This is a genomic window from Acinetobacter calcoaceticus (assembly GCF_900520355.1).
In the GTDB taxonomy this organism is placed as follows: Bacteria; Pseudomonadota; Gammaproteobacteria; order Pseudomonadales; family Moraxellaceae; genus Acinetobacter; species Acinetobacter calcoaceticus_C.
The window spans coordinates 2,402,853-2,415,401 of sequence record NZ_LS999521.1 but is presented as its reverse complement, the minus strand read 5'-3'; the positions used below and the strand labels follow the sequence as shown (position 1 = coordinate 2,415,401).

Annotated in this window: 13 protein-coding genes and 1 pseudogene; 10 read left to right on the top strand and 4 right to left on the bottom strand. The window is 38.9% G+C overall.

The annotated features are described in order from the left end of the window. Positions 1-81: 81 nt before the first annotated feature. Positions 82-507 (bottom strand): hypothetical protein, encoded by a 426-nt coding sequence (locus tag AC2117_RS11580; protein WP_133974226.1) that lies wholly within the window; start codon positions 505-507, stop codon positions 82-84. A 61-nt stretch (positions 508-568) separates the two neighbouring features. After that, positions 569-835 (bottom strand): annotated as a pseudogene (locus tag AC2117_RS19195) (histidine phosphatase family protein); the annotation flags it as partial. 651 nt (positions 836-1,486) lie between these two features. On the opposite strand from AC2117_RS19195, the gene AC2117_RS11565 reads away from it, so the two are divergent. Further along, the gene (locus AC2117_RS11565) at positions 1,487-2,200 is read left to right on the top strand and encodes a hypothetical protein (protein WP_133974222.1); all 714 of its coding nucleotides are present in this window, start codon (positions 1,487-1,489) and stop codon (positions 2,198-2,200) included. A gap of 699 nt (positions 2,201-2,899) precedes the next feature. Beyond that, positions 2,900-3,454 carry a TetR/AcrR family transcriptional regulator gene (locus AC2117_RS11555; RefSeq protein WP_133974220.1) on the top strand — a complete coding sequence of 185 codons (555 nt, stop codon included), beginning with the start codon at positions 2,900-2,902 and terminating at the stop codon, positions 3,452-3,454. A gap of 75 nt (positions 3,455-3,529) precedes the next feature. On the opposite strand, the gene AC2117_RS11550 is transcribed toward AC2117_RS11555, so the two are convergent. Both AC2117_RS11550 and AC2117_RS11545 read right to left on the bottom strand, forming a co-directional pair. Then, positions 3,530-3,814, bottom strand: a complete 285-nt coding sequence (locus AC2117_RS11550) for a DUF1330 domain-containing protein (RefSeq protein WP_133974218.1) — start codon at positions 3,812-3,814, stop codon at positions 3,530-3,532. Between the two features lie 59 nt (positions 3,815-3,873). Continuing rightward, positions 3,874-4,536 (bottom strand): GntR family transcriptional regulator, encoded by a 663-nt coding sequence (locus AC2117_RS11545; protein WP_042896755.1) that lies wholly within the window; start codon positions 4,534-4,536, stop codon positions 3,874-3,876. Between the two features lie 152 nt (positions 4,537-4,688). On the opposite strand from AC2117_RS11545, the gene AC2117_RS11540 reads away from it, so the two are divergent. From AC2117_RS11540 to AC2117_RS11505, 8 genes are all read left to right on the top strand, one after another. After that, positions 4,689-5,291, top strand: coding sequence for an amino acid synthesis family protein (locus AC2117_RS11540; RefSeq protein WP_042896754.1), 603 nt, complete (start codon positions 4,689-4,691; stop codon positions 5,289-5,291). Next, complete coding sequence (locus AC2117_RS11535) at positions 5,260-6,051, top strand: alpha/beta fold hydrolase (protein WP_133974216.1); 792 nt, start codon at positions 5,260-5,262, stop codon at positions 6,049-6,051. The genes AC2117_RS11540 and AC2117_RS11535 overlap by 32 nt, the downstream gene beginning before the upstream one ends. Positions 6,052-6,081: 30 nt before the next feature. Beyond that, a complete protein-coding gene (gene tgnA / locus AC2117_RS11530) occupies positions 6,082-7,014 on the top strand; it encodes a flavin-dependent trigonelline monooxygenase reductase component (protein ID WP_042896751.1) in 933 nt (310 codons plus the stop codon). A gap of 2 nt (positions 7,015-7,016) precedes the next feature. After that, complete coding sequence (gene tgnB / locus AC2117_RS11525; protein WP_017389005.1) at positions 7,017-8,054, top strand: flavin-dependent trigonelline monooxygenase oxygenase component; 1,038 nt, start codon at positions 7,017-7,019, stop codon at positions 8,052-8,054. Between the two features lie 11 nt (positions 8,055-8,065). Beyond that, on the top strand, positions 8,066-9,535 hold the full coding sequence (gene tgnC, locus AC2117_RS11520) for a (Z)-2-((N-methylformamido)methylene)-5-hydroxybutyrolactone dehydrogenase (RefSeq protein WP_042896750.1): 1,470 nt from the start codon (positions 8,066-8,068) through the stop codon (positions 9,533-9,535). Positions 9,536-9,663: 128 nt separating this feature from the next. Further along, the gene (locus tag AC2117_RS11515; protein WP_128814422.1) at positions 9,664-9,801 is read left to right on the top strand and encodes a hypothetical protein; all 138 of its coding nucleotides are present in this window, start codon (positions 9,664-9,666) and stop codon (positions 9,799-9,801) included. Between the two features lie 38 nt (positions 9,802-9,839). Next, positions 9,840-11,246 (top strand): purine-cytosine permease family protein, encoded by a 1,407-nt coding sequence (locus AC2117_RS11510; RefSeq protein ID WP_075431355.1) that lies wholly within the window; start codon positions 9,840-9,842, stop codon positions 11,244-11,246. 25 nt (positions 11,247-11,271) lie between these two features. Next, positions 11,272-12,441: a hypothetical protein gene (locus tag AC2117_RS11505; protein WP_133974214.1), complete on the top strand. Its 1,170-nt coding sequence runs from the start codon at positions 11,272-11,274 to the stop codon at positions 12,439-12,441. The last annotated feature ends 108 nt before the right edge of the window (positions 12,442-12,549 follow it).

The following is a 12,549-nucleotide window of genomic DNA, read 5'->3' as shown; positions in this document are numbered from 1 at the left end:
CTGAATTGAGCTTGCACAGCGATGTTTATACAGACTCGCGTCGTAACATGTAGTTATTGGTGGGTAGATTCAGAGTAAAACTTAACAGGTACTAAATTTATAGCCAAAATGGTTAAGGCATACTTTAATTCCGTTAAGTGAGTAGTCCGTACAGCCTTTATGGATGCACTTGTTTTCTGAAAAGCCTTCATGCGTTAAAACAACTAAGAATTGTTTAATACTGTTTATTTGATTTTGGCTTAACGTTTGGTTCACATCTAAAAATTTAATTCCAAAAATAGGCGCTGTTGGTGTATCTGGATAGCATTCAAAATACCATGCTTGCTGACACTCAGTGCAGACATAATAAAACTCACCATAATCAAATTTTGGGCGAGTTTCTTCGCATGGAGCCTCTTCAATGATGTAGTGAGGGAACCTATTTTTCATTTCATAGTTATTGCTGAAAATATTTGAAAAGCTGTCAGGGCATACAAAAAATTCACCGACATTTTGACATTCACACATAAATTTTGTTCTTTAACATTTTTATAAAAGGCTAAATATAGCTTATACGAAATTGATCAGTTCAATAAGTAAAAAGCTGAGTATTTCTAATTGGCTGATAAACCAGATTGTATCTAAATTGCTGCGTTAAATCTTTTGAAAGAGGTTGAGGCCGTTGTATTTGCATCATTAAAAGCTGTAAAAACTATCCATGGCTAAATATGGCCAAATTCTTTTGGACATAATTTTCAGCCAATATTTTTAACTTCTCATGGAAAGCTTGAAATCGTATATATAGATCTTCAAAAGACTCAGCATCTTTATGCTGATAAACCATTTTCTCCCCATATTTTAAATGGCTTGGGAATAGAAAGTAAATTTGGATTAAAGCGACACAATTTGTCGTGTATTTTTTAAACAAAATTTAATAAACGGTTTAGACATAGTAATATGTTTTAATAAATTTTTTATTTTTAATATCTAAGGATTAGAACTATGTCACGATCTGAAATACCTAATTTAAGGACTTGGCCACGGAATTTGAGTACTTCACAATACGGTGGCTTATCCACCTCTCAATATGGTGGTATGTCCACCTCTCAGTATGGCGGCATGTCTACCTCTCAATATGGAGGTTTGTCTACCTCGCAATATGGGGGGAGGTCCACCTCGCAATATGGGGGTCTAGCTACTTCCCAATATGGAGGGCTATCTACCTCTCAATATGGAGGGCTATCTACCTCTCAATATGGTGGATTATCTACATCACAGTACGGGGGATTATCTAGATCACAAGGTGGAGGAATGTCTACATCTTCTATTGATATATATCGTAGTAATATCCCACCTTGGCCAGTATTTTTATTGGAGTTAGAGATGAGAGGTTATCACGGTCAAGCACAGTTAATTAGACGACATATACCATCATTTTTATATCCTGAAAATTTCTTTTAAATTTTTTTATTAAATAAAAGACATCTTAAATTGGTGTCTTCTTTAGATGTATGTAAATCTTATATTTTTAAGTTGGGGGATTCTTTTGTATAACTCTTTCTCATTAAAGAAAATTTTTGAGCTTTATGCTGCCATGCCATTGGTACTTATAGCTTTAGCTGGAACTTATAAGTTTGGTTATTTTTCTACATTTGATGCTTTATGGATATTACCCTCTATATCTGCTTATAGTTTATTTTACTCGATTTTAACTACTACTTTGTTGTTCGCTTTTGGGAGCGTACTTTCTTTAATTTATTTATCTTTTTGTGTTTGGCTAGGGCATATATATTCACTCATTTTTTCCATACTATTTGTAATAATATCCATATTCTTGATAGGGATAGATACATCAATTACCTTAGCAACTAAGTTAATTCCTCTTTATTTCGGTGTGTTTTATTATGCTTATGTACACAGTTCTATATTTGGAGGTCAGATAGAGCAACACTTTAGCTCGCCCCTGGTATTATTTTTAACGATTATTGCTTTTGGTTGTATGTTTGGGAGTGGTATGAATGATGCAAATAATGCGATTAATAATAAGACACTTCCAGTAGTATTGTTTGATTTGCAAACGTCATATCCAAATGATCAGTCTGATTGGAGACTACTAGAAGCAATAGATACCCGATTTGTTTTGATTAATCTTAAAAATAGAACACATTATGGGTATGAAATGAAAGTAGTTGAATACAGTAAAGTTGACAGTATCTATTAATTAAATAGCTATTAACTACATAGCTTTCCTAAAATCAATATAGTATGGTTTATACAAAATAATTTTTAGCTCAAATAAAACAGCCTCCCAAGGCTGTTTTTTATCCCCCCACTTAACAATAACCCACTCATTATTTAGCCTTACTTTTTTAACGATTTAATTTAAAGCAAATGTCATTTTGCGTGCTTGACTGCAATAGGACAGGGCACTATCCTTTGCCTGCTGGCCTACATTGCCAGACGGTCGTCGCGGACCGCTTGTAAGAACACATCAGATTTATTCCTTTCTGAGGGATACTCTTATGTGTAAACTCCTCGTCTCCTCCCGTTGCGGTAGGACGGGAGTGGGACACCTTCGGGTGTGCTGGAGTCTTACCCAGTCCGCGAACCCTCTTCCGTTCTGCCACCATAATTCTAATGTCTGGCAGAACTCCCAATAAAAAGGAGTTGGCTTTGCACATCCATTATTTCTTGGCTCTCGATGCCAAAAGCTATAACGACACAGCTTAAAAAATAAAGCAGCTTGAATGCCCTAAGGTTTTCAGGCTTAAAGTCTTTTTTACTTAAAACTTAGCAACAACAAAACTTGAGATGTGCCAAGCACAGTCTTTATAGGCTTTGCTGTGCCTTTTTTTCTCCCAAACGGGGCACAGGTTTTTTATCTCATTTAGAAACAACAAGAATTTATAACGGTAAACCTATGCCAAATTTAGTGCTTTCTTCCCGTGCCATACAAGTCATCAACAAGTCGATTGATTTATTTCACCATCGTGGCTTTCATACCGTTGGGGTAGATAGAATCATCAAAGAGTGTGAAGTTACCAAAGCGACTTTTTATAACTACTTTCACTCAAAGGAGCGGTTTATTGAAATCTGTTTGATTGTGCAAAAAGAACGTTTAAAAGAAAAAGTGGTTTCAATTGCTGAGTACACCAGCCATACAAGCACTACGGATAAACTCAAGGAACTTTATCTTTTACATACAGACTTAGAAGGGTTGTACTACCTATTATTTAAAGCCATTTTTGAAACAAAACTGACTTATCCAAAAGCCTATCAAGTTGCGATTAAATATAGAACATGGCTGATCAATGAAATCTATAGCCAGCTTAGAGCACTTAAAACCAATGCGACTTTTCAGGATGCAAAGTTATTTTTATATATGATTGAAGGTGGAATCATTCAGCTTTTAAGTTCAGATGGGGCAGATGATCGGGAAAAGGTGCTGGAGTGTTTTTTGGTGGGGTTCATTTAAGACATATAAATGAGCTAGCTGATATAACGACTTAAAATAAAATGGACTTCTCTGTTAAGAAATCCATTCAGTAATTTAGATACCTTCAACAAAGCTAACCATCACATCGCAACAGCCTTCGCGTTTACTTTTGGCAAGTTGATATTCAGGTGAAAAATAGCATTCACGTGCAGTTTCCATATCTGGAAACTCAATCACCACATGGCGTTCAAATGCTTTTCCTTCTAAGACTTCTGAAGCTCCGCCACGGGCAAGAAATTTAGCTCCATACTTTTGAAAAGCTTGTGGAGCTGTTGCTATATATTGTTTGTATTGTTCCATATCATGAATAGTGACATGAGCAATCCAGTATGCAGACATATCGTATTTCCCTATATTTTTAAGCTAAAACTATCTAAATTTTTCTAAATTGTGTTATCTCAGGTCTCTAAAATATTTTTAGCAATGGCAGCAGCTTCGGTAACATGCTCAGCAACGGCTTGTTTTGCCATTTCAGGGTCTTTATGAAGATAAATTGCTTCACACATATTTTTGATGCGTTGATAACCTGAGATTTCACGTTTTGTCGATTTCATGGTCATGGCACGAAGACGACTAATTCGACCATTTAAGCGTTGGACAACTTCCCATGCAATATGGTGTTTTGCGGTTGTGAAGATGGTTTGATAAAGCTGGGTTGAAGTCGCAATAATAAGATTGATGTCATCGGCAGCAAAAGCAGCTTTAAGATCTTCTAATAGAAGTTTTAATTTTTCAGCAGTTTCTTCATCTAGGTTTTTGGTGCAGTCCACTACAGCACTTTGCTCTAATAAAAGACGAATTTCATAAATCTGCGAAGCAATTTCCCAGTTAAGTAGAGAGACGATAGGGCCTTTATTGGGCAAAATCTCAACTAAACCTTCTGCCTCTAAATAACGTATCACTTCACGAACCACAGAACGGCTCACTCCGAGCTCTTCACATAACGTTCTTTCAACCAGTCTTTTTCCTGATGGGAAATAGCCGGTAATAATAGCATTACGTACTTTATCTAAACACAGCTCACGTAAAGTTACGGGCGGGTTTTCAATTTTAAGATTCATAAATAATTAAATTTTCCTGTTTTTTAACATGTTGAGTTTCATTACATGTTTTTCAATAAAAATTAGCATAGCAAACTCTTGCTTTTTTTTCAGTATGTATTATGGTATACCATAATACGAATGACAAGATAATTTACTTGCAAGGAAGAGCAATGGAACTCATACGTAAAACAGTGCTTCATGTAGAAACAACTTATGTTGATGGTGGCAAAGAAGCAGCAAAGCCTTTAAAAATGGTGGCAGCCGCAGCGGTCATTAAAAATCCGTGGGCAGGCCAAGGCTATGTAGAAGACCTAGCACCAGAAATTCGCCGTATTGCACCCATCTTAAGCGAACATTTAACCAAACTTATTCTTGATGAAATCGGTTCTGGTGAAGCAGTTGAAGCTTTTGGTAAAAGTGCGGTGGTTGGCTTAAACGGTGAACTTGAACATGCATCAGCTTTAATCCACACCTTACATTTTGGTAATACTTACCGTAGTGCAGTCGGTGCGAAATCTTATTTGGCATTTAATAATACGCGTGGCCCAGCAAATGCACCGATTTTAATTCCAATGATGGATAAAAATGATGAGGGCCGCCGTTCTCATTACTTAACACTGCAATTTGCAATTCCAGATGCACCTGCTGCCGATGAACTTGTTGTTGTGATTGGTGCAGCAACAGGTGGTCGACCACATCATCGTATTGGTGATCGTTATAAAGATTTGGAAGAGTTAGGCCATGATGTCAAAAACCCTGCAGCTGTCAAATAACCGTATTGCTCACTATTTTGAGCAAGGCGAAGGAGAGCCTCTGGTTCTGATCCATGGAGTGGGGATGCAAGCTGCGGCATGGTATCCACAAATTGAATATTTTTCTAAACATTATCATGTAATTTCATTGGATATGCCGGGACATGGGCAAAGTACCAAATTACCGGCAGAAGCAAAATTACAAGATTTTGTTGAATGGACCATCGAATTTATTACAGCCTTAAATCTAGGTCCTGTAAATTTAGCTGGACATTCAATGGGATCTCTCATTACGACAGGAGTCAGTGTTACCCGTCCTGATTTAGTTAAACGGATGGCTGTACTCAATGGTGTATATAAACGTACAGCACAGGCACGTAATGCTGTAATCCAAAGAGCTGAAGAGTTAAAAACAGGCCGTATTGATGTTGAGACTCCGCTACAGCGCTGGTTTGGTGAAAGCGAAGTAGAGCGTATAGCAGCAGCCAAAGTGAAATCATGGTTGGAAAATGTCGACTTGTCTGGTTATACAACTGCATATTCTGCGTTTGCGCAAGGTGATGAAACCTATGCAGATGATTGGTCAAAGATAACGTGTCCTGCTTTGGTGTTGACCGGAACGGATGATCCGAATTCAACAGCAGAAATGGCACAGCAAATGGCGAATCAGGCAAAACATGGCACTGCAATTGTCATTGAAAATGAACGTCACATGGTGAACTTAACTGCACCTGACAAAGTGAATAATGCAATGCAAACGTGGTTGGAAACCAGCGTTTAATTTGCCACACATTGCTGAAGGAATATAACAATGAGTGAAATGGATACTATTAATAAAATACGTGAACTACGTGATGCTTTCGGATCATTTATGACGGGCGTTACGGTGGTCACAACCTGTAAAGAAGATGGAACGCCACTTGGCTTTACAGCGAACTCTTTTGCTTCGGTGTCTTTGGACCCAGCTTTACTTCTTGTAAGTATTGCAAAGACATCAAGCAATTATCATAACTTTGCAAACACACCTCATTTTGCGATCAATATTTTGGCAGAAGAGCAAAAAGATGTTTCTAATACGTTTGCTCGTCCAAGCGAAGACCGTTTTGCAAATCTTTCATGGTCAAAAAGTGCTTGCCAAAATCCGCTTATCGATCATGTCAGTGCATGGTTCGACTGTACAACCTATCAAGTTGTTGATGCAGGGGACCATGCAATTTTAATTGGTAAAGTTGAAGATTTTGCTTCAACCGGTTTTGCAGGTCTTGGCTATTATCGTGGTGGATATTTTACACCAGCCAAACTTTCTGCCGAGGTCATTTCTGGTCCGAAAGTCGTGATGAGCGCAATTATTGGCCATGAAAATACCATTTTACTTGAAGAAACTGCCGATCATAAATGGACTATTCCAAATGTAATGGTTGATAAAGACGGTGCAGATAAAGCGCTTGAGAAAATCTTTGCACAATATCAGCCAGATGCTTCTGCTAACTTCATTTACTCTGTATATGAAAACGTTGAAAACCAGCAGCAATATATTTCATTTTTATGTAATACACCCGTAGCTCAAGCAACTAAAGGTCAGTTTGTCGATTTAAATGACCTAGAAAAACTTGAGTTTGTAGACAGCGCTCTAGAAAGTATGTTGATGCGCTATCGTAAAGAAAACCATTTAAAAACTTATGGTGTTTATTACGGAAATCAGACAACAGGTACAGTTCGTCAAATCGTTAAAGAGGAAGTTTAATCATGCGTTTTTCATTATTTGTGCATATGGAACGTGTTTCTGATCAGCAAACCCAGAAACAACTCTATGATGAAATGATTGAGCTTTGCCAGATTGCAGACCGTGGCGGTATGCATGCGGTTTGGACAGGCGAACACCATGCCATGAACTTTACCATTGCACCAAACCCATTTTTAAATCTGGTCGATTTAGCGAATAAAACTCAAAATGTTCGTCTAGGTACTGGCACGGTGGTAGCACCATTTTGGCATCCGATTAAACTTGCAGGTGAAGCTGCAATGACCGACATTATTACCAATGGTCGTTTAGATATTGGTATTGCTCGCGGTGCCTATTCGTTTGAATATGAGCGCATGGTTCCAGGCATGGATGCATGGAGTGCTGGTCAGCGTTTACGTGAAATGATTCCCGCAATTAAAAACCTTTGGAAAGGGGATTATGAGCATAATGGTGAATTTTGGCAGTTTCCAAAAACGACTTCAGCACCTCAACCGCTTCAACAACCGCACCCACCAATTTGGGTTGCAGCCCGTGATCCAAATAGCCATGAATTTGCTGTGCAAAATGGCTGTAATGTACAGGTAACGCCTTTGCATTTTGGTGATGAAGAAGTTGAAAAGCTTATGGGGCATTTCAATGCAGCTTGTGAAAAGTTCAATGAAATTCAGCGCCCTGAAATTATGTTGCTGCGCCATACTTATGTTGCAGACAGTGAAGAAGATGCACAACTGGCAGCAGATGAAATCAATGCATTCTATAACTACTTTGGTGCTTGGTTTAAAAATGAGCGTGAAATTACTCAAGGTTTAATTGCGCCTATCACAAAAGAGGAAATGGCTGCACATCCTTTTTATACACCAGAAGCGATGCGCAAAAATAACGTGATTGGACAAGCTCAAGAAGTCATTGAACGCTTAAAAGCTTATGAAGCAATGGGCTACAACGAATATTCTTTCTGGATTGATACGGGCATGAGCTTTGAACGTAAAAAAGCATCATTGGAACGTATGATCAATGAAGTTATGCCGGCATTTGCATAGAGGCCAATATCATGACAGCAGACTTTCAGCTTTATATTAATGGTCAGTTTGAATCTGGTGCAGCAACTTTTGAAAGTATTAATCCTGCAACGGGTGAGGTCTGGGCAAACATGCCGGAAGCTCGAACCGATGAAGTGAATCGAGCGGTTGAGGCAGCATCTCACGCGTTAAAAGCACCTGATTGGGCAGGTTTAACTGCTTCACAGCGGGGTAAATTACTTTATAAGTTAGCTGATTTAATTGAAAAAGCTGCACCGCAGCTTGCTCAAATTGAAACCAGTGATACAGGCAAAATTATTCGTGAAACCTCTAGCCAGATTGCCTATGTTGCTGAATATTATCGATACTATGCAGGTATTGCCGACAAATTAGAGGGTAGTTTTCTACCGATTGATAAAGCGGATATGCAAGCATGGATTGTTCGTGAACCAGTAGGCGTGGTTGCTGCAATTGTCCCTTGGAACAGTCAGTTATTTCTATCGGCAGTGAAGGTTGGTCCAGCTTTAGCGGCAGGTTGTACAGTCGTGCTAAAAGCATCTGAAGATGGCCCTGGGCCATTATTAGCTTTTGCTAAATTAGTACATGAGGCTGGTTTTCCGGCTGGAGTGGTCAATGTGATTACAGGTTTCGGACCTGAATGTGGCGCCGTGCTGAGTAGTCATCCTGCTGTTGCCCATGTTGCGTTTACGGGTGGTCCAGAAACTGCGCGGCACATTGTACGTAACTCGGCTGAAAATCTTGCCAAAGTCTCACTCGAATTAGGTGGTAAATCTCCATTTATTGTATTTGCTGATGCAGATATTCAAAGTGCTGTAAATGCTCAGGTCGCTGCTATTTTTGCTGCCACTGGGCAGAGTTGTGTAGCAGGTTCTCGTTTACTGGTTGAAGAAAGCATTAAAGATGAATTTGTTCAGCGTTTGGTTGAGCGTGTACAAACCATAAAAATTGGTTTACCTCATGAGATGGCAACTGAGTTTGGACCACTTTGTACCTTACGCCAACGCCAAAAAATTGAGCAAGTCGTTGCAAGCTCAATCCAGCAAGGTGCAAAACTTCTTACCGGTGGTAAAAGCCTTGAGCGAGCAGGTTATTACTATCCACCGACCATTTTAGATTGTACTGATGCACCTCAAGCAGATTGCATTACAACTGAACTATTTGGTCCGGTTTTATCAGTAGATAGTTTCAAAGATGAAGCGGAAGCCGTGCAAAAAGCCAATAGTACGCCTTACGGACTGGCAGCAGGAGTCTTTACCACCAATTTAAGTCGTGCTCATCGTATGACTAAAGTGATTGGTTCGGGAATTGTTTGGCTAAATACCTACCGCGCTGTTTCTCCACTCGCACCTTTTGGTGGACATGGGCTTTCGGGGCATGGTCGAGAAGGCGGCGCAAATGCTGTTTTAGATTACACCACCACTAAAACAGTTTGGTTACGTACCTCAGATGAGCCAATTGATGATCCATTCGTCATGAGATAAGTCATGACTTGGGTCAGAAACTATATCGGGATTTTAATTTCAAGGATGAAAAAATGAATCAGTCAAATTTAACAATCAACTAAAGCCTTTAAATAGTTAAAAAGTAAAACTAGATGTATTGATGCTCAATAATAGTATCAATCGGACGGGCTTTACCTTTTTCTTGGCTAAAACAACACAAACAGATCAATGATCGGTTTGTAAAAGGAAATAAAAAGATGAAGCCAAGTCATATTGAAATGACTTTGGCTGAGCAGATTTTTTGATGTTGAGGAAATGAATTCCTCAAAGAGAGATTAAGGATATGAGCCAAAACGAAAATAGCAATAATGCTTTCGCAATCGAAAGCCATTCTATTGATTATGTTGCTCCCTCTGAACGTAATGGGAAAGTTCGCGATCTATTCACATTATGGTTTTGTACCAATATTGCACCGCTTGCCGTAATTACGGGAGCAATGTCAGTTTTAACGTTTAACCTCAATATTGTAAGTGCATTGCTTGCGATCTGCTGCGGACATTTTTTTGGCGCAGCAATTCTAGCTTTGACTTCTGCACAAGGACCACAGGTCGGCATTCCTCAAATGATTCAGAGCCGCGCACAGTTTGGGCGTTATGGGGCATTGCTAGTTGTACTGTTTACAACACTCATCTATTTAGGTTTTTTTATTTCTAACATTATTTTGTCAGGGAAAACCCTTCATACCGTTGTTCCAGCGATTCCTGTGCCAATTGCTACAGTTCTGGGGGCAATTGCTGCAACAACGATAGGGGTGATCGGTTACCACTTTATTCACAAGTTCAATAAAATTGGGACTTGGTTCATGGGTGGTTCATTGCTCATTGGCCTAATGATTATGGTGCCGCATATTAATGCAGATGTGTTAGCCAAAGGTTCTTTCCACATGAAAAGCTGGTTTGCCATGTTTGGGTTGTGTGCTGTATGGCAAATTAGTTTTTCACCTTATACCTCAGATTATTCACGATATTTACCAAAGTCGATTGGTATTTATAAACCATTTATCTTTACCTATTTAGGCGCATCTTTAGGAACTATTTTTGCCATGGCATTTGGCACGATTGCGGTCAGCATTGGTTCAACCACAGATGCAATGGAAGCGGTAAAGTCTGGTACTGGGCTATTCGGTTATGTTCTTATGATTTTGTTCTTATGCAATATCATTGGTCACAATGCCATGAACCTATATGGTGCGGTTCTGTCGTGTATTACCTCTATTCAGACTTTTGCAGGGCAATGGATGCCAAGCCGAAATATCCGAGTCGTGTTATCAATCATCGTGTTAATTCTAGCGACTTTAACTGCGCTTTGGGCATCAAGTAACTTTATTAGTTTCTTCTTAAATGTGATTTTTGCCTTGTTATTTATTTTGGTGCCATGGGTTTCTATTAATTTATTAGATTTCTATGTAGTTAATAAAAAGTCTTATGACATTCAATCAATCTTTGCACGTGATGGTGGTATTTACGGCAAATTTAATGCAAAAGCGCTTACGGCTTATTTCATTGGTATCGCGGTACAAATTCCGTTCTTAAAAAATGCGTTCTTTACAGGTGCATTAGCCGATGTAATTCCGGATGCGGATATTTCATGGGTCATTGGATTGGTGGTGAGTCTGGTGGTGTATTACATCTTTAATCTAGGAAAGATTAAATGTTCTGCACCCGCGTTAAATGCAAAATTACCTCAATAAGCATTGTAGTGAAAGGAATCCGACAATGAAAAAAAGCTATTTAAAAGCGGCTCTAAGCACAGCATTGATGGCCGTAATCTATCCGAGTTACGCAGGTGTAAATTTTGGAAATAGCGATAGTGAATACGGGAAGCTCACCGTATCAGGTTATGTTCGCGCTAACTATCAAGATAAACACTATGGAGAGTCTGCTTCTGATCAAAAAATTCGTTTTGATGCTGCGCAGTTAAAATTGGACTATGAGCGTGGATCGTTATTTGGTCATGCGGAATATCGTTGTTATCAATATGATCGTCTATGTGATTTTTCTACGTTGATTGATGGTTATGTAGGGTACAAATTAAATAAAACAGATCAAGTTGTGGCAGGTGTTCAGCCGATTCCATTTGGACCGGGACGTTTCTGGGGCAATAGCTTATATGGAAGTATGAGCACAACAGCCGGTTTAGAAGACGTTCATAATCTTGGTTTGAATTATCACTTTGAATTGCCAACAGCAACCAAGTTTGATGTAGGGTATTTTGCGGTAGATGGTGGTAACTACACAGGTTCTACACAAGATTCAGCTCGCTACACTGCAAATTATGTCAGTTCAGACGATCCGAATAAAACTGATTTGCAAGAAAAGAACATGTGGGTAGGCCGAGTGACTCAAGATGTAAATCTTGGAATTAATGGTTTAACAACACAGCTCGGTGGTTCATATTGGACATCCGATATTGAAAATAAAGCTGCTTCGAGTGATGGGCGTCGTCATGCATGGGCTCTTTTTGGTAAAGCCAATTATGGCAATTTTAATGTGACCCTTACAGGCGGTAAAAATGACGTAACTAATCAGGACCAGCTTAATCCTAATCAGTCGCTCATGGGCTCTTACGACACTGAATATTATGTCGCTAACAAAGGAACGTTCTATACGGCAGATGTGGGCTATTCTTTCAAAAATGTTAAGCAGATTGGAAACATTACGCCGTACTTTATGTACAGTCAGTACGACAAAGATCAGGACAATATGAAAGATTCGATCCGTAATATTATTGGTGTGTCTATTGACCATAAACAGCTATCTTTGGTGGCTGAATACATCATGAGTAAAAATGACCCATTCATTGGTGGGACTCAAGATTCATTGGCACAAGGGGATGATAACCAGTGGAATAAGTTGCTTAACTTAACGCTGTTTTATTATTTTTAAAGATATTTAAACATTCGGGCATACCGAAAATTTTTTAAATTAATTTTTGGTATGCCATAATACAAAGTTGATGGTGAGCTATTTAATTTATGTATCGCTCCACTATCA